A 17,999-nucleotide genomic window follows, 5' to 3' on the forward strand; every position below is an offset into this window, starting at 1 on the left:
GACAGCGCTGCAACCACAGCACGGTGGCGTTGGAGCCCAGGCAGATCAGGCGGCAGGACCCGGGAGCGGGCTCCACAGGCTGGGCGTGTGCTCGCGGTCGCGCATCCAGCCCGGCACGTCCGCCGCCGGCATGGGTGAGGCTATGTGAAACCCCTGCACCAGATCGCAGCCCTGCCTGCTCAGCACCTGCATCTGCGCCTCGGTCTCCACGCCTTCGGCCACCACCTCCATGCCCAGCCCGTGAGCAAGCTGTATGACGGCCTGCACCACATGGCGCGCCTGTTCGCTGCTGGCCAGGTCCGTGACGAAGCTGCGGTCGATCTTGAGCTGCTGTGCAGGAATGTGGCGCAGGTGCGCCAGTGACGAGTAGCCGGTGCCGAAGTCGTCGATGGACAGCCGCACCCCCAGGGCCGCGATGCGTTCGAGCGTGGCGCGCTCCTGCACCGAATGCTCCATCATGGTCGATTCGGTGATCTCGCACACCAGTTGCGAGGGGCGCAGCCGGTGCGCCGCCAGCGCCTGGCCGATGCGATCCACCAGATCGGGCTGGCGCAACTGGTGGGGCGACAGGTTGATGGCAATATGGCACCGTAGCCCCTGCGCCTGCCAATGCGCCAGCTGCGCGCAGGCCGTGTCGATCACCCAGTTGCCGATGGCGCCGATGAGGCCATAGCGTTCGGCCAGCGGAATGAAGATCTCGGGGCTGACCTGCCCGAACTTCTCGTGCTCCCAGCGCAGCAGGGCCTCCAGGCCATGCACCTGGCCCTGGGTGCAGTCCACCTTGGGCTGGTAGTGCAGCGCCAGGTCGCCGCGCTCCAGCGATTCGCGCAAGGCCTGCCGCATCAGGACCTCTTCGGTCCCATCGTCGGACATGGACTGGTCATACAGCACGCAGCAGCCACCGCCGGCGCGTTTGGCCTCGTACATCGCCGCATCTGCGCAGGCCAGCAGGCGATCGCCCGAGGGCTCCTGCGCGGGGTGCAGCACGATACCGATCGAACACGACAGCGAGACCCGGTGGCGCCCCACCGAGTAAGGGCGCCGCAGCACCTCGATGATGCGGCCGCCCACGCGCATGGCGTCCTCGTCGGCCGTGGACGATTCGATCAGCGCCACGAACTCGTCCCCACCCAGCCGGGCCAGCAGGTCGGCGCCCCGCACCACCGACTGCAGGCGCCGCGCCACCTCCTTGAGCACACCGTCGCCCGCGGCGTGGCCGAAGGTGTCGTTGATGGGCTTGAAGCCGTCGAGGTCGATGAACATCACGCCCAGCGCGCAGTGCAGCCCTGCGCCCGTGGCCGCGCCCTGCGCGGCAATGCGCTGCAGGGCCAGGTCCAGCCGCTCGTGGAACATGGCGCGGTTGGGCAGGCCGCTGAGCGGGTCTTCGAAGGCCTGGCGCTGCAGCTGGTCGTTGGCGCGCCGCAGGTCGGCATTGGCCTGGCGCAGCGAGTCAGCCAGGTCGGAGATGCGGCGCTCGGCGTGCTTGCGCGCGGTGACGTCGCGCGACAGGGCGATGAAGGTGGGCCCCTCCGGCCCGCCTTGTCCTTCTTGCCCCTCTCGCAGGCCATCGGCCGGCTTGCGCGCCACCGACAGCTCGAACCAGCGCTCTCCGGCGGGCAGGTGCAGGCGGTAGGTGCGCGGGCTTGCATGCCCCAGGGTGCGCGCCTCGGCGGCGGCGGCCATGGCCAGCTCGCGCAGCTTGGGCGAGAGGGCCTCGCTGACCGTACGGCCCACCAGTGCGCGGTGGTGCGTGGCCAGTTCTTCGTTGGCGGGCACATTGCACTGGATGAAGCGGCCCTGGGCATCGAGCTCGAACAGCAGGTCGGGCAGCGCATCGAGGATGGCCGCGTTGCGCGCCTGCGCGCGCTGCAGGTCGCGCTGGATGCCGAAGTTCTTGAGCAGGTGCCGCAGCCGGTGCCCCAGGATGGGCCAGTTCACAGGCTTGGAGATGAAGTCCGTAGCGCCAGCCGCATACGCGTTCTCGACGGACGCCACGTCGTCATTGCCCGTGACCAGCATGATGGGCACGAAGGGGCCGGCCTCGCCGCGCAAGATGCTGCACAGCTCGTAGCCGTTGAGGCCAGGCATCTCCACGTCCAGCAGCACCAGCGAGCAGGCCGATTGGCGGAACGCGAGCAGCGCAGAGGCCCCGTCCTCGGCCAGCACGGGCTCGAAGCCGAGTTTGCGCACGGCGGCCCGCAACATGGCGCGCATGCCGGGGTCGTCGTCGGCGATCAGCACGCGGGTGGCGGCCACCGGCGCCGCTTCAGGCGGCTTCCCATCCAGCAAGGCCAGCGCCTCCTTGCTCATGGGTGCGCCCCCAGCACAGCCTGCAGGCCGGCCACGGTGCGGCTGTGGGCAGCGTGCATGCGCGACAGCCCCTGGCGCACCGCCGGGGCGTCGCCCGCGACCGCGTGGCGCTCCACGCTGCGCAGGCCCTCGGCCAGCTCCAGCGCGCCCGCATGGGCGGCCGAGGACTTGAGGCTGTGCGCAATGCGCGCGGCATCGGCCAGCCGGCCATCGGCCAGCGCCTGCTCCATGCCCGCCAGGCCTTGCGCGGCGGCATCGAGGAAGCCTGTCACCACCTCGCGCAGCAGCCCCGTGCCGCCGTGCTCGTCCAGGTACAGCAGGGTCTCGACCGCGCGCGCGTCGATGGTCGCGTGGTCACCGGCCGGCGCCACGGGATCCCCCGGCACCTCCACAGGCGGGGCACTCGGGGCCTGCAGCCAGGGCGCCAGGGCGGCCGCCAGGGTGCCCATGCCGTAAGGCTTGGCGATGAAGCCGTCCATCCCGCTGGCGCGGCACCGGGCCGCGTCGTCGGCACGGGCGTTGGCCGTGAGCGCGATGATGGGCAGGCTGGCCCCGCGTCCATCCGGCAGGCCGCGTATGGCCCGGGTGGCGGCATAGCCATCCACCACGGGCATCTGGCAGTCCATGAGCACGGCGTCGAAATCGTGCGCGCGCACCTGTTCGATGGCCTGCGCGCCGTCGTGCGCCTCACGCCAGGCCAGCCCCAGCTTGCGCAGCATGCCCGCCGCCACGGCGCGGTTGACCGGGTGGTCCTCCACCAGCAGCACCGTGCCTTGCAGCCGGGGCACGGCGTCTGCAACCGCCCCTGCAGCACCTTCCTCGCGGTCGGTACGGGCGGGCACTGGGCCGGCCAAGGGCAGCTCCAGTTGCACCGCAAAGCGCGAGCCGGCCCCCGGCTGGCTCTGCACCGCAATATCACCCCCCATGGCCCGCGCCAGGTCGCGGCAGATCGCCAGCCCCAGGCCCGTGCCGCCATAGCGGCGTGTGGTCGACCCGTCGGCCTGGGCAAAGCGCTCGAAGATGCGCTGCTGCGCCTCGGCCGGTATGCCAATGCCCGAGTCCTGCACCACGATGTCCACTTGGGCGCGCCCGGCCACCTGCGCCGGCGCCACCAACACCTGCACACCCACCTGGCCCTGTTCCGTGAACTTGATCGCGTTGCCGATGAGGTTGGCCACAATCTGGCGCAGGCGCAGCGGGTCGCCCACAAATTGGCACTCGGGCATATGCCACTTCACCTGCGCCTGCAGGTCCAGGCCCTTGGCCAGCGCGGGCTGCACGAACATGGCCTGCGCCCCATCGATCTCGCGCCGCAGGTCGAAGTCGACCCGCTCCAGCCGCAGTTGCCCGGCCTCGATCTTGGATACATCCAGCACGTCGTCGATCAGCGCCAGCAGGTGCCGGCCCGAAGCCTGCACCGCACCGGCCCACCCGCGCTGTTCGCTGCTCAGGCCGCTGCCCAGCAGCAGCTCGTTCATGCCCAGCACGCCATTGAGCGGCGTGCGGATCTCGTGGCTGATGGTGGCCAGGAACTCGCTCTTGACCAGGGCCATTTGCTCGGCCGCCAGGCGCGCACGCTCCAGCGCCCATTGGGCCGCATAGTCCTTGCGCACGATGAACTCGCGCCACCAGCCCACCCCCACCGCCAGCAAAAACAGCGTGAGCACGTGGTAGGACCAGTAGGCAGCCTCGGCCAGAGACTGCCCGGGGTGCCACCACAGCGTGGCGCAGAAGGCCGCGAGGATGGACAGGCCCGCCATCAGCGCCCAGCGGAACTGCAGGCCCAGCACGATGAAGCAATAGAACTCCAGAAAGGTGAAGTTCAGGATGCCGACCCAGGAGGTCAGCCCCTCACCGCCGGCCGCATCGATGCGCAGCAGTATCCAGAACAGGCACAGCGACAGCGCCACGATGAAGCCGGCCAGCACCGGCTGCCAGTGCCGGCGCGTCTGCGGCAAAAAGGTATACGCCAGGCCCAACAGCAAAATGGGCACGGCCACCTGCAGCCGCAGCGCGTTGCCCGCCACCGTGGGGTAGGCCAGCCAGTCGACCAGGAAGTCGCCCAGCACCAGCAACAGGCCCAACACCAGCGCGCCCTGCGCATAGCGGTAGTAGAACGACAGGTAGTGCTCGCCAAACGCTCGCTCAAGCTGCGCCGACTCAAAGCGCAGCAGCACCCTCAGGCGCAAGGTGGGCGCGGAGTCCTCAGAGATGCGGGGGGGCCCGCTGGCGGTGCCCATGGATGAGGAATGGAAGCGTTGGGGTCGGGCAGTTTGGCGATATCCTATAACGAACTGTTACTTTTGTGCAGCGAAGATTGGTGATGGCCCCGCAGGTGACTCGGCGGCGCACGCTGGCGTGTGGGTGGCTACCACCAGAGCAAGCCATGGGCTATACAGGCCCCACCTGCGGCAGGGTGAAGCTGAGCGAGATCCGCTCCCGCCCCCGAACCGCCGTCCTCATCGCACCAGGGATGTCGATGTAAGGGCGGCCCCTCAACAGCCGGTCTGGCTGCATGAAGCCCGCAAACACCTCGATGGTGATGCCCCCGCTGTCATCCACCGCCACGTCCTGCGGGCGGATGCCATCGAAGTCAGGCCAGGCATGGCCCAGCAACTGCTCGGTGGCGTCCTTGCGCGCGCCCGCCTTGCCGCGCACGACCAGCCGAGCCAGGTCCAGCGAGCCATCCCACTCCAGCCAAAGCGCCAATGTGCCGCTGTCGTGCTTCACCGTGGCCAGTTTCGCTGCATGGCAAAAACCATCGGCGGCCAAAGCCTGCAAGGCCGGCAGGTAGGTATGGCGCTCCACACCGCAGGCGTCCAGCACGGTCTGCAGCCCCGCCACAAAGGCGGCATGGGCCGCCAGCGCTCGCTCGGGGGCAGGCAGCATGGCGATGGCGCTCCAGTCGGCAGCGATCTCCACCTCGGTGCAGCCATCGAACACCTCGCCGGACCAGGCTACCGGATGCTCCACCCCGTAGATATTGACCTTGGCGATGTCTCGGCCCGTGCGCAGCCCAAGCTTGCGCAGGATCTTGTGCAACTGGTATTCGATAGGCCCGAGCAGCCAAAGCTCGGGCAGAAAAACGGGCGCTCCGCTGGTGCGCGATTGGCGTGCGAGGTCTCGCAGGACCCGGCCCGGCAATGCCGTGGCTTCAATGGTATCGCCCTCCCCTTCGCCATGGCCGCTCAGTTGCGCCGCTTCAGTCATCGTGGGCTACCACGGACTGTCGGCAGGCCAGATCGAACTTCGCATCTACCAGGCGCTTTGGCTTGGGACCAGCCTCGCGGGTCAGTGGCGGCTCCATTGCCACTGAAACGCGAAGTTCATGCAACGCGCCGCTTGGCGGGTCACCCCGTTCAGGCAATGCAACAACATCGATAGACTGCACGCACGAACACATGCATGCAAGCGTACCGGGTTTGTCTGCACCGTTGGGCGAGCGGCAGGTGTTTTTTCAGCCCGCGAGGGACACATAGCTACCCGCTAGAATGCCCCGTCTAACCAGTCACATGCCACTTCTGCGACCTTATTCCGACCATCGGACAGCCTGGCTCAACGCATGTGGTTACTTTGCCAGCGTCGCGCAGTGGGCGCTGGCATACGTTGCCCGCTTTGCGCTTGTCGGCATCCTGCCCCCACAGGGCTTTCCGTTCCTGACATTTTTCCCGGCAGTCATGCTGGCCGCCTATTTCTTTGGGTTTGGCCCCGGCCTGCTGTGCGCAGCATTGAGTGTGGCGGCCGCCTACGCGTCCTTCATCCCACGTGAAGCGCAAACCTTCACCGGACTCGAGAAGGGGGACTTGATCGCGTTGATTTTCTTCAGCTCAATATTGCTGGTGGAGTGCGTCGTTCTGCACATGCTTCGCCGCTCTCGCAGGCTGGCTGCCGACCGCGAGCGGGATCTTCGTGAGCTTACGGGGAACTCGCCAGATGTGCTGACCCGCTTCGACAGCGAATACCGGCATATGTTCGTGAGCGGTGCCATCGAGCGCCTGACCGGGAGGCCGATCTCCGACTTTATCGGCAAAACCAATCGCGAATTGGGAATGCCCTACGACCTCTGCAATCTGTGGGAGAACGCGCTCGCATCTGTGTTCCGTGAGGCTCGCCCGGTGTCCTTACGTTTCGAATATGAAGGTGCCGTGTTTGCTGCGACACTAGTACCGGAGTTCGGTCCTGAACGGGCATCTGTTAAATCGGTACTGGGGGTGACGCGAGATATTTCCGAGATTGACCGACACGAACGCGCCCTGCGGGCGCACGATGCACAGAAAGATCAAATGTTGGCGACTGTCGCTCACGAGCTTCGAAACCCGCTGATGACCTTTGCCGCCGGAATTGCTTTGTTGGAGCGCCTACCCGACCCTCCCCCGGCGCTCAGTCGAACGATCTCTGCAATGCGGCGACAGACGACCCAGATGTCGCGTTTGGTTCAGGATCTCATGGACCTTAACCGCATCCGAGCCAACGTTGTCGAGTTGACCCGATCTGCTGCAGACTTGAAGACGATACTGCACTCAGCGAAGGAAGCCTCGCTAGAACTTGCCCAGCACAAGTCCATCAACGTCGAGCTGCGCCTACCTGATGTGGAAATGGCTTTAGAGGCCGATGCAGGGCGGCTCATCCAAGTCTTCAGTAACCTCCTAACCAACGCCATCAAGTTCAGCGAGGAGGGCTGCACAGTGGACGTAGAGGCGAAGCAGGTCGGCGACACATATGAAGTCAGCGTAGTCGACTATGGCGTCGGCATCGAGCCGCACATGTTTGAATCAGTATTCGAGCCATTTGTGCAGGCCCCCGCAGGGCACAGTCAACAATCAGGCTTGGGCCTCGGATTGGCGCTCGTGAAGCAGATTGTGCGGCTGCACGGGGGTGACGTCAGGGTGACCAGCCAAGGTCTTGGGAAAGGCTCGACGTTTACTGTCCAACTGCCGGCCCGCTGCGTGTCGTAGAGGCGCCCATCAAGTCGTTGCAACTCCTTCGCCAAATTGCTGGATGGGCGGCGTTTTCGGAGTCGCCATCGCCGCATTCCTGTTCGCCGTTCCAACGATATTCGGATGGCAAAATTAGTGCCCAGCCCGGTCACAGGCAAGGGCATCATCACGCCCCTTACGTCCGCGTCCGCCACGTTGATCGTGAAGGGCTGGCACACTTCTCGGGCCTGGTTTCCGGGGATGGAGGGTTAGTGAAGGAGATGCTCATGAAGCCCGCAAACACCTCTATGCTGACGCGCCCGCCCTCGCCCACCGCCACGTCCTGCGGGCGGATGCCATCGAAGTCGGGCCAGGCGTGGCCCAGCAACTGCTCGGTGGCAGCCTTGCGCGCACCCACCTTGCCGCGCACAACCAGCCGAGCCAGGTCCAGCGAGCCATCCCACTCCAGCCACAGCGCCAATACCCCGCTGTCGTGCTTCACCGTGGCCATTTTCACTGCGTGGCAAAAGCCCTCGGCTGCCAACGCCTGTAAGCCCGGCAGGTAGGCATTGCGGTCCACCCCGCAGGCATCCAGCACGGTCTGCAGCCCCGCCACAAGGGCAGCATGGGCTGCCAGCGCCCGCTCGGGGGCAGGCAACAGGGCAATGGCGTTCCAGTGGCCTCAATCTCCACATCGGAGCAGCCATCGAACACCTCGCCGGACCAGGCTACCGGATGCTCCACCCCGTAGATATTGACCTTGGCGATGTCCCTGCCCGTGCGCAGCCCAAGCTTGCGCAGAGTCTTGCGCAGCTGGTACTCGATCGGCACGAGCAGCCACAGCTCGGGCAGAAAACCGGGCGCTCTGCTGGGGCGTGAGTGCGGCGCCAGGTCGCGCAGGGCCCGGCCTGGCGGTGCCGGGGGTTTCATGACATCGCCCTCGCCTTCGCAATGGCAGTTCAGTTGGGCCGCTTCATGATCACCTGGCGCAGCTCTTCGTACTCGCTGCGGGTCACGGCCTGGGCGTCGTAGGCCTTCACCAGGTCATCGAGCTCGCGGCCCTTGGAGAACTTGACGCCCTCCTGCACGGTCACGCTCGAGGTGCTGCTGCTGACGCAGCCGGCCAGCGATGCCAGGCATGCGCAGACGATGGTGATGGTGGCAATCCGATGGTTGCTGTGCTTGTTCATGGCGCTGTTCTCACTCACTTCACGCTGTCGATCAGCCGGCGGCGCTGGCTGTCGTACTCGCTGCGGCTCAATGCGCCGTTGTTGAACGCGCTCTTGAGGTCGATCAACTGCTGGCCGATGGTGGCCTCGACCGGCGCGCGCACCACCTCGGTCGAACTGCATGCTGGCAGGGCCAGCAAGGCCGCCACTGCCAGGAACGCCATGGTTGGGAATTTCATGCACCCTCCTCCTTTGATTTCAGACGCTGAATCCTAGCCCACTTCCGGGAGGCAGACGGCATGGAACTGGCTTTGGCGCCCCCTCTCCTTTTCGTCTGCGCCCTTGCTTTCATCTATGCTCACATCGCCATGCACCTCATCACACCAACCCCTCTGCAGGACCTGCTGCTCGACCCCGCCACCCACCCGCGTGGCCAGGCCCACCTGAGCGCGGCCAGCGGACTGGTGCGGGCCGGGGCATGGCTCTACCTGGTGGCCGACGATGAGCACCACCTGGGCCTGCTGCCAGCCGGCGCAGCCGTGCTGCAGCACTTGCCACAGGCACCTCTGGTGCAGTTGCACCGCATCTTGCCAGGCGACCTGCCAGCCGAGCCGAAGGCTCGCAAAAAGCGCAAGCCCGATCTGGAAGCGCTGGCCCTGCTGCCCGCGTCGCCCGCGCACCCGAGCGGAGCGCTGCTGGCCCTCGGGTCCGGGTCCAAGCCCAATCGGCAGCGGGGCGTTGTCATCGCGCTCGATGCCACCGGGCGGCCCGATGGCGCTGCGCAGGTGGTGGACCTGTCTGCGCTCTACGCGCCCCTGCGCGCGGAGTTTGCCGACCTGAACATCGAAGGCGCATTCATCGCGAATGACTGCCTGCACCTGCTGCAGCGCGGCAACAAGGACGATGCGCGCAATGCCTGCATCAGCTACCCGTTGGCAGCATTGCTGGCCTGGCTGGCCGGCACGCGCACAGAGCCACCGGCGGCGCTGCGCACCACCCAGTTCGACCTGGGCATGGTGGACGGTGTGCCACTGGGCTTTACCGATGGCGCGGCGCTGGCCAATGGCGAGGGCTGGCTGTTCAGCGCCGTGGCCGAGAACACCGACGACAGCTATGCGGACGGCGAATGCGTGGCATCGGCCATTGGCTGGGTGGGTGCGGATGGCGTGCTGCAGCGCATGGCGGCGCTGGAAGGTGCGCCCAAGGTCGAGGGCATTGCGCCGGCGGGTGACCGGCTGCTGATGGTCACGGATGCGGATGATCCGGCGTGCGCTTCGCGCTTGCTGGCAGTGGCGCTGGACTGAACAGCGGCCCCGTCAAGGCGCTACCGGACGCCGCCCCGCATACGCAACGCTCGTGATACGGCGTTGGCTAGCGCGTGCGCTGCTGGTCATTCAGGACTTGATTGCAGAGGCGATTGCGTTGCCGGGCAAGAATCTGGTGCGCCGGGTGGCGGGCCGATCTCAGCCCAGACCCAGGCGCCATGTGAAGCCGCATTCGCATATGGCTTACAAGGGGTAGATTGGCTTAAGTTCGGTGGATTGAGGATCAATCCCATCTCCGCAATCTCCGCCTCAAGTTTATCTGGAAGTATGTCTTCTCCTTCTTGTTCCCTCACACCATCACTTGGCCTCAATCGCGTAGGGGTACGCGCCAAAGCTTCCTCACCATCAGCGGTGATCAGAAGGTTGTAAAACGAATGAACGAGATCGTTGCGTCGCGTGGCGAGCTTCTGAATTCTGACCATTAGCTTATGAAACTCCGCGTGCGGGATTTTTTCAGACAAGCCAAAGATCTGGGCATGGCGTGTGTAGATAACATCAAGCGCCCGCGCCTTCGCATTGAACTCCAACTCCGCTACGAGGGTCGCCACGTACTCTGAGTCCGCATTCACAATCTGCACGGTCAGTTCGACCATTGCAGCCTCTACCGTTTGAAACTTCAGCACAAAGCGTCCGAGCTGTGTGTGAAGAGCGTCGTAGTTCATTATGTGTCCCAATTTTGATGTAGTCGGCAATTCACCGGGTAGCCCAGATCTGCGCCAGTCTATTGTGGAGGTTAAGACTGATCGCCGCCCTCCTTGGAGGGCTCTCTGCCTATGGTTCTCAACGCCATGGGGGTACAAGAAGGGGCTGTACAGGCGATTGGTAAGGCTGGGCTCGCTCCTAGACAATCCGCAGTTCTTGCGAGCGCTCAGCGTTGGTGGCCTCTCCTACGCTGTCATGTAGGGTTTTTTGGACCGTCATGCCAGGGCTGGACAAGTTGATATACACGGGTGCCTTATGAGCCTGCTCGCCAGGAGCGCCTTGGCCGTGATGCCTGCCCCTTCGCTCCAGCCGAAAGTATATTCACCGCACGCTTACTTATCTTGGAGCCATCGGATTTATTTCCGGATGCCCCAGGCACCCGTAATACGTCTGCGCTCGAAATTGCACTTCTTTGGATTTGTCAGTTTTTTTGGCTCGCATCAGAAGTTCGTCAGTAACCAATTTAACTTTTTCATGAACAGGCATCTTTGTATAAGCGGCCTCCATCGGATCTCCGATACTCCGGAAACTAAACGCCAGCAATGAGAACTGATTCAACCTGTAGCAGTACAACGCCACCTGCAGGGCTTTTTCGTTCAGATCCTCATCCAAGCACTTCCCATAGAAATTGCTCCCATATTCGACTTGAGTCGATGCTGGTGGATTGTCTTTGACGACAAAGGGCAGCACGTCATGGATGAGCTTCATCCAACCCTTATCCACCGATTTTTCATAGTGCTTGATGATTTCATCGCTGCTCTTTCCTTCGCCGCGGAGTTCGACTATCTTTGTGGCTGCGTCTCCGGCAAGATAGCAGTTCAACAAAGCACGACTCTGATCAGGGCTCAAGGCTCCGATCCCCTTGATACCATAGTCAATTGGCGCAATAGAAGGGGATGTACCTTGCGCAGCAAGCGTTCCCAAACACATCGAGCATATTAGAAAACCAACAACCCTTAGAAATTTCATTCCTCTTGACTCCTTGAAATTCGTGAAATCGGACTTGATCGAGCAACCTGCTCGCCATTCCACAGGAAATGTGCTGTCAGTAGCACTCCGGCCCCACGCCGTCACCCAAATAAATATCCATGCTGATCGCCTTCAGAAGATGTGGGCATTTCTGGTCGTATCTAGCACGATGGTCGACCATTCGAAAAATGACCTGCATTTCCCCAAAATTTCCAAAGGCCATCGTGTAAAATTCCATGGCCCGACTTGAGTAGTTATTTTTCCACCGGCGGATTGATGAAACCCCACTGTGTGATTTTGCATATGCTGGACGTTAAATTCCTGCCGCCAAGATCTCTTCGCAGTATTCAAGCCACTTGGCGGAGGGCCTGGACACCGACATGTCCCAGCGACCAACCAGTTCACCATCGACGGTGCAGAAAGTAGCGCCGAAAGATCGCACAGCCCTCCCTATCATTTTGTGGGAGCATTCTGCCGTACGAAATGAACGACGCCGAGAGGACGAATGATCTCGGGCATGGCCGTCCATACGCTGCGTTGCGCATTCCACCCAAATGGGGGAGACGGTTCACCGATTTGAGTTGCATGCACGCCACCAATGGGGCCGGTGAGTTGGCTTTGCAGCGTTTGTCGGTATAGGAAACCATAGCGCCAGCAGCATTTGCCGGACTTGCCGCACTACCCCCCAAACGCCAGCCCCAACACCCCCACAGCCTCCCTCCCCCGCCCACCCCGCACCCGCGAATGCAGCACCACCGGGAGCCGCGGCAACGCCGGCAACTCCAGCCGCGCACCCACATCCACCGCCCCCAGTGGAAGCATGCGCGCAGCCAGCGCCGCCACGCCCAGGCCGGCAATGACAGCCGCTGACACAGCCGCCACCCCGCCCCCCACAAACGCCTCGCTCCAGGGCACACCAGCCTCGTCGAGCAACTGGCTGGCCATCACCCGCACACCGCAAGGCTCAGCGAGCGTGACGATGGGCAGTGGCTCGCCCGCGCGGTGCTGCCATGTGGGCGCAGCGAACCAGCCAAAGAGCTCTTCGGCCAGCACCTCGCCATCGCTGCGGTCGGCGTGAAAGCGCACGATCGCTACGTCGAGTTCGCGCCGGTCGTAGGCCTGGAGCAGATCGCCCGATGAGCCGATGCGGATCTCGATCACGAGGCCCGGGTCGTGTGCGTTCATGCGGGCTATGAGGGCGGGCAGGTCGGGCCCGGCCACGTGGTCGCTGATGCCGATGGCAATGCGCTCGCGGTCGCGTTGCTCGGCAAAGGTGGCCAGGGTGCGCTGGTGTACGGCGAGCAGTTCGCGTGCGGGTGCCAGAAAGGCCGCGCCGCGTGCCGACAGCTCGACATGGCGCGGGGTGCGCTCGATGAGGCGGCAGCCGAGGCGGTCTTCCAGGCGCTTGAGTTTTAGGCTCACTGCTGCCTGGGTGGTCTGCATGGCCTCGGCCGCGCGGGTAAAGCTGCCCAGCTCGGCAATGCGTACGAAGGCTTCGACAGCATCGAGGTCGAGGGGGCGGTGTTGTTGCTGGGGCTGCGGTTGCTGCGCGTCTTTGGCCATATGCAACCATTATCACTGGTATAAATTGCAATAACAAACCGTGATGATTAGCATGGCGCCATCACCACTTTACAGAGTTGACCGATATGCCCCTGCTTCACATCGCCATGCGCTCCGGCAAACCCGAGGCCTACCGCCAGGCCCTTTGCGACAGCCTGTACCAGGCCATGCGCGAGACCTTCAATGTGCCCGAGGATGACAAGTTCATGGTCATCACCGAGCACGATGCGGCCAACTTCAGCTACAACCCCACCTACATGGGGGTAGCGCGCAGTGATGATCTGGTATTTATCCAGATCACCGCCAACAACACGCGCACGCTGGAGCAGAAGAAGGCGCTGTACCAGCGCATCGCCAAATTGCTGGGCGAGAGCCCCGGCTTGCGGCCGGACGATGTGTTCATCAGCCTGGTCGAAGTGGCCAAGGAGAACTGGTCATTCGGCCACGGCCTGGCACAATACGCATAGGGCAATAGAGCAAAAAAACTCCAAGCGCGCCAACCGCCCCGCTTTGGGCAGTCGACCTCGTTGCAAAACCGGCCTGGCCGGACAGCACGCCCGGCGCCCAGGTACCCACACTGGGCTTGTCGGTACTACCTAACGATCCTGGGTTTTTGAGCGTTTCGCTTGGAGACCTTCTGCTGCGCCTGCTCCTCGTTAAAGACCTCCACCACCGGTCCAGGCTGAAGAATGCCCAGTACCAACTGTATGGGCTCTGGCCTGTGCAGCAGAAAGCCCTGCGCAAAGTCGATGCCGATTTCGCGCACCCGATCAAGCAATTCGGATCGGTCGACGAACTCGGCGACTGTTTTGACACCCACCACTCGCGCCACATCAACGAAGCATCGCACGGCAGCATCGTCAAGCGGATCATCGATGAGGTCACGGATGAACTGCCCATCGATTTTGAGAAAGTCGACTTTGAGGTTTTTCAGGTAGCCGAACGACGATGCTCCAGCGCCGAAATCGTCAAGCGCGATCCGCACACCCAACGCACGAACTTGATCAATGAATATCGCGGCGTCAGCCATGTTGGTGACAGCTGCAGTCTCCGTGATCTCCAGACAAAGCCGCTTGCACACTTCATGTCCCGCAGCGGTCAAAGTGTCAATGGCCTGGCGGTGAAAAGCTCTATCGCCGATGGACTGCCCCGACAGATTGACGCACAAGGTATCGACGGGTGAAAGGCTCGTCAGTGAACTCAGCGTGTCTATGGAATGGCGCAAAACCCATCGGTCGATCCGCGAGGCGAAGTGAAACCGCTCGGCGGCCGGCAAAAAGGCACCGGGTTGCACCACACTTCCGTCTGTGTCTATCATGCGAAGCAGCACTTCGGCATGCAGGCCGTGGGACTGTTGGTCGAGGGCTTCAAGACGCTGCGCATAGAGCACAAAGCGACTCTCGTCCAAGGCCTGTTCCAGACGCGCAGCCCATTGCATCTCGCCGTGGCGTGCGCGCATGGCCTGGTCGGTATCGAACCAGGCGTGCACCCGGTTGCGGCCGGCTTCCTTGGCCGCATAGCATGAGGTGTCAGCGGCCTGTATGACTGCAGAGGTAGTGCCCCAGCGGCTGTCCAAGGGAACGAGGCCGATGCTGGCACCAATGCGAAAGCGCCGTTCATCGTGCATGAAGCGAAAGTCATCCATGCGCTCGCAGATCTGCTGCGCCACTCGCTGCGCCTGCTCAGTCGAGCAGTTTTCAAGAATCACCGCAAACTCGTCACCGCCCAGCCTGGCCAGCGTGTCGCGCGCGCGAACGGTCTCGCCCAGCAGCCTGCTTACCTGCTGCAGCAGTTGGTCGCCCACCGAGTGGCCGCAGGCATCATTGACCAGCTTGAATTGGTCCAGGTCGATGAACAAAAGCGCATGTTCGCTACGATCCTCATGCGCCTTGTTCAACGTTCGGCGCAGCCGGGTCTCGAACTCGGCGCGGTTGACCAGTCCCGTCAAAGCATCGTGCGTGGCACGGTAGCTCATCTCACCACTCATGCGGCGCTGCTCGGTCACGTCGTGGAATACAAGGACCACACCCAGCATTTCACCACGATCATTGCGAATGGGTGAGGCTGAATCCTGAATGCCGAATTCCTCGCAATTGCGCGAGATCAGTACGGTATTGTTTGCCAAGCCAGCCACCTTGCCCTGCTGCAGGCAGATGCCGACAGGATTCTCCGCAGGCCTGCGGGTCTCTTCGTGGACTATGTGAAAAACCTGATCAACCGCACGACCCTTGGCCTCCGAATTGAGCCAGCCCGTCATGCGTTCGGCCACCGGATTCAGCCACGTCACCGTGCCGGAGGCGTCGGTGGTGATGACAGCGTCACCGATGGATTGAAGCGTAACCCGCAGTAGCTCATGCTGCGCAGCAAGTTCCCTGGAGAGATTGCGCAGTGCTGTGACGTCCTGGAGTGCCCCAGAAAGTCTGACTGGCTTGCCGCCGTCGCATTCGGCAGCCCCCACTGCGCGCACCCAGATTTGCTCTCCGGTCGCCTTGAAGCAGGGCAGCTCGAGATCCCAGCCCTCCCCGGTGTCCATTGCCCGGTTGATTGCGGCCTGGAGAACCGGACGTGCCTCGGGTGCGTAGAAGTTGATGGCATCTGACAACACCGGCCGGTAGCCGGGGGGTACACCATGGATTCGGTGCGTCTGGGCCGACCAAGCCAACACACCCGTCAGTAGATCCAGCTCCCAGCCGCCCACGCCGGCAACTTCGCCGGTGCGGTTCAGCAATTGCTCGCTTTTGCGCAGCGCCTCTTCCTGGCGCTTGCGTTCGGTGATATCCACATGTATTCCGAATACCCACTCTGGGCGTCCATCCGGCGTGCGTGTCATGAGGCGCCCACGATCCTCTACCCAGACCCAACTGCCATCGCGCCGGCGCAACCTGATCTCCGCCACATAAACATCACGGCGACCGCCAAAGTGGTCTCGCAACAGCTGTCGAGTTTGCGCCAGCTCGTCGGGGTGAGCAATATCGGCCCTGAACTGGTTGCTTACCGCACCAAGGTCTTTCAGCGACCACCCGAGGATATTGGCCCAGCGCTCATTGACCTTGACTTCTCCAGTCTGGACATTCCACTCCCAGGTGCCGGCAGATGTCCCCTCGATGATGGACGCCAACCGGAACCGCTCTTCGTGCAACGCTCGCTCCACGCGCAGCCGCTCGGTGACGTCCCTTACAACAGCCATGCTGCGCAGCGGCTGGCCTGCAGCGTCACGCTCAAGCACGGCCGACAACAGGACGTCGATGATGCTGCCGTTCTTGCACACCATCTGGTAAGGCACATCGTCGCAACGCCCCTGCTCAAAGAACCGCGGCAAAATGGATTTGGCGTGTTGTCTTGAAGCTTGCGTGAGGAAGTCGGTGGATGGGCGCCCGATCACTTCTTCTCGCGTGTAGCCAAGGGTGTCCAGCCAATGGCCTGTCACCGTCACAAGATGGCCTTTGGGATCGATCGAGTGCAGCATTGCAGGCGTTGACTCGTACAAGCGGCGCAGACGCAGCTCACTGGTCACCAGCTTCAAACTTGTGGCCCGCTGCTCGGTGACGTCTTCGACAGCGCCCGCATAGCCTGTCACATGTCCATCACTGCCCACATGGCCTCTGGCGCGCGAGCGCACAGTGCGCGTTTGCCCGTCGGGGCGCAGAATTCGGAACTCCATGTCGAACTCGACACCCGATGCTGCCGTGCGCTGCCACTCGGCAAACACGGACGCACGATCATCTGGGTGCAAGGTTGTTGCCCAGCCATCGCCCAGGCTTTGCTCAGACGTAAGCCCGTAGATGCCTTGCCAGCGACCGTTGGTGTAGGTGCAGGCACCATGTGAATCAGCGGCGAATACCCCCAATGGCGACACCTCGCTGAGGGCCTTGAAACGGGCCTCACTGTCGGCCAGAACTTCAGCAGCGCGCACTTGTTCCCGGATATCACGGATGATCTCGGTTGCACCCGTCAGCTCACCAAAGGCATTGCGAATCGGCGCCAGGCTAATCGAAACAGCTATTGGATGGCCAGTTCGGTGCATCCGGCTGGTTTGATAGTTGAAACCATTCAACGATTTGCTCAGCTTGGCCTTCCAGTCGCCTTCTGCGACGGCCAGATGGGGCGGCACCAGCTTCGTTACGGACTGTCCCAGCATCTCGGAAGGACTGTACCCAAACAGGCGCTTCGCAGCAGCGTTCCAGTGGGTAACCTTGCCGTCCATCGACAGAGTGACGATGGCATCCAAGCTGTTGTGCAGCACAACCGCTGCGCGCGTGGCTACTTCGCGCAGTTCGCGCTCGGCGAGCAACGCACGCCGGCCTTCCAGGGCCTGGACAGCGGCCACTGCCAGATGGCCAAGCATCTCGCGCTGCTGCGCGTCCAACTTGCGGGGTTGGCGGTCGATGACACACAAAGTGCCCGCATGGGACCCGTCGCGCAGGCGCAGCGTGGCGCCTGCATAGAATCGGATATCGGGGGCGCCTGTAACCAGCGCGTTGCCAGAAAAGCGAGGATCAAGCGTCGCATCGGGCACTTCGAAGATTCCATCTTCCAATATTGCGTGTGCGCAAAAGGCCACCTCGCGGGGGGTCTCGGTGACCCCTGGAAGCCCGACATTCGCCTTGAACCACTGGCGATTGGTGTCAATCAGGCTGATGAGGGAAATGGGCACACCGCACACCAGCGCTGCCGCCTGCACCAGCGCATCAAACTCGCGCTCAGGCGCTGAGTCCAGGACTCCAAGCGCAGACAACGACCGAACGCGGTCAGATTCATTGGGGGGTAACGCGGCTGCTGACACTTTGACTCTCCTTCGCTTCTGGCATCAAGGGCAGGATCGCGAATCTGACTTGCAGATCGAGATACCGCGGGCTGGCGACCAGAAAAATGCCTCGCACTTTTCGTCAGTTTTGATGCAACTGAGGTGGCCGGTTGCGAAAAAACTCACTGGGGCATATGGAAAACGCAGTCGCAACGATGCAATTTGAAACCAAGTGTAGGTGAAAAAATCAATAGCCGCTTTGTGGAGAATGTGGTTTGGACAGTTGTTAACAATGGGAGCA

At 63.0% G+C, this 17,999-nt stretch carries 14 protein-coding genes; 3 read left to right on the forward strand and 11 right to left on the reverse strand.

Features of this window, described 5'->3' with window-relative positions:
- Nucleotides 1-45: 45 nt before the first annotated feature.
- The 3 genes from QYL93_RS07915 to QYL93_RS07925 all read right to left on the reverse strand — a co-directional run bounded on the left by QYL93_RS07915 (nt 46) and on the right by QYL93_RS07925 (nt 5,520).
- Nucleotides 46-2,310: an EAL domain-containing protein gene (locus tag QYL93_RS07915; protein WP_305743143.1), complete on the reverse strand. Its 2,265-nt coding sequence runs from the start codon at nt 2,308-2,310 to the stop codon at nt 46-48.
- Nucleotides 2,307-4,550: an ATP-binding protein gene (locus tag QYL93_RS07920; protein ID WP_305743144.1), complete on the reverse strand. Its 2,244-nt coding sequence runs from the start codon at nt 4,548-4,550 to the stop codon at nt 2,307-2,309. Before QYL93_RS07920 ends, QYL93_RS07915 begins: the two co-directional genes overlap by 4 nt.
- A 151-nt stretch (nt 4,551-4,701) precedes the next feature.
- On the reverse strand, nt 4,702-5,520 hold the full coding sequence (locus QYL93_RS07925; protein ID WP_305743145.1) for a hypothetical protein: 819 nt from the start codon (nt 5,518-5,520) through the stop codon (nt 4,702-4,704).
- Nucleotides 5,521-5,822: 302 nt separating this feature from the next.
- Here QYL93_RS07925 and QYL93_RS07930 point away from each other — a divergent pair, with 302 nt between their 5' ends.
- A complete protein-coding gene (locus QYL93_RS07930; protein WP_305743146.1) occupies nt 5,823-7,265 on the forward strand; it encodes an ATP-binding protein in 1,443 nt (480 codons plus the stop codon).
- Nucleotides 7,266-7,422: 157 nt separating this feature from the next.
- Here the strand turns inward: QYL93_RS07930 and QYL93_RS07935 are convergent, their stop codons facing one another.
- From QYL93_RS07935 to QYL93_RS07945, 3 genes are all read right to left on the reverse strand, one after another.
- The gene (locus tag QYL93_RS07935) at nt 7,423-7,884 is read right to left on the reverse strand and encodes a hypothetical protein (protein ID WP_305743147.1); all 462 of its coding nucleotides are present in this window, start codon (nt 7,882-7,884) and stop codon (nt 7,423-7,425) included.
- A 301-nt stretch (nt 7,885-8,185) separates the two neighbouring features.
- Nucleotides 8,186-8,416 carry a hypothetical protein gene (locus QYL93_RS07940; protein ID WP_305743148.1) on the reverse strand — a complete coding sequence of 77 codons (231 nt, stop codon included), beginning with the start codon at nt 8,414-8,416 and terminating at the stop codon, nt 8,186-8,188.
- Between the two features lie 14 nt (nt 8,417-8,430).
- Nucleotides 8,431-8,634, reverse strand: coding sequence for a hypothetical protein (locus tag QYL93_RS07945; protein WP_305743149.1), 204 nt, complete (start codon nt 8,632-8,634; stop codon nt 8,431-8,433).
- Between the two features lie 129 nt (nt 8,635-8,763).
- On the opposite strand from QYL93_RS07945, the gene QYL93_RS07950 reads away from it, so the two are divergent.
- Nucleotides 8,764-9,699 carry a hypothetical protein gene (locus QYL93_RS07950; RefSeq protein WP_305743150.1) on the forward strand — a complete coding sequence of 312 codons (936 nt, stop codon included), beginning with the start codon at nt 8,764-8,766 and terminating at the stop codon, nt 9,697-9,699.
- A gap of 86 nt (nt 9,700-9,785) precedes the next feature.
- Here the strand turns inward: QYL93_RS07950 and QYL93_RS07955 are convergent, their stop codons facing one another.
- The 4 genes from QYL93_RS07955 to QYL93_RS07970 all read right to left on the reverse strand — a co-directional run bounded on the left by QYL93_RS07955 (nt 9,786) and on the right by QYL93_RS07970 (nt 12,954).
- Nucleotides 9,786-10,382, reverse strand: a complete 597-nt coding sequence (locus QYL93_RS07955) for a hypothetical protein (RefSeq protein ID WP_305743151.1) — start codon at nt 10,380-10,382, stop codon at nt 9,786-9,788.
- Between the two features lie 376 nt (nt 10,383-10,758).
- On the reverse strand, nt 10,759-11,391 hold the full coding sequence (locus tag QYL93_RS07960) for a hypothetical protein (RefSeq protein WP_305743152.1): 633 nt from the start codon (nt 11,389-11,391) through the stop codon (nt 10,759-10,761).
- Nucleotides 11,392-11,467: 76 nt separating this feature from the next.
- On the reverse strand, nt 11,468-11,629 hold the full coding sequence (locus QYL93_RS07965) for a hypothetical protein (protein WP_305743153.1): 162 nt from the start codon (nt 11,627-11,629) through the stop codon (nt 11,468-11,470).
- Nucleotides 11,630-12,069: 440 nt separating this feature from the next.
- A complete protein-coding gene (locus QYL93_RS07970) occupies nt 12,070-12,954 on the reverse strand; it encodes a LysR family transcriptional regulator (protein WP_305743154.1) in 885 nt (294 codons plus the stop codon).
- An 86-nt stretch (nt 12,955-13,040) separates the two neighbouring features.
- Between QYL93_RS07970 and QYL93_RS07975 the strand changes: the two genes are divergently transcribed.
- Nucleotides 13,041-13,421: a tautomerase family protein gene (locus QYL93_RS07975; RefSeq protein WP_305743155.1), complete on the forward strand. Its 381-nt coding sequence runs from the start codon at nt 13,041-13,043 to the stop codon at nt 13,419-13,421.
- 125 nt (nt 13,422-13,546) lie between these two features.
- Here the strand turns inward: QYL93_RS07975 and QYL93_RS07980 are convergent, their stop codons facing one another.
- Nucleotides 13,547-17,737, reverse strand: a complete 4,191-nt coding sequence (locus QYL93_RS07980) for a PAS domain S-box protein (protein ID WP_305743156.1) — start codon at nt 17,735-17,737, stop codon at nt 13,547-13,549.
- Between the last annotated feature and the right edge of the window lie 262 nt (nt 17,738-17,999).

This window comes from Acidovorax sp. A1169, from assembly GCF_030704685.1.
GTDB lineage: Bacteria > Pseudomonadota > Gammaproteobacteria > Burkholderiales > Burkholderiaceae_C > Acidovorax.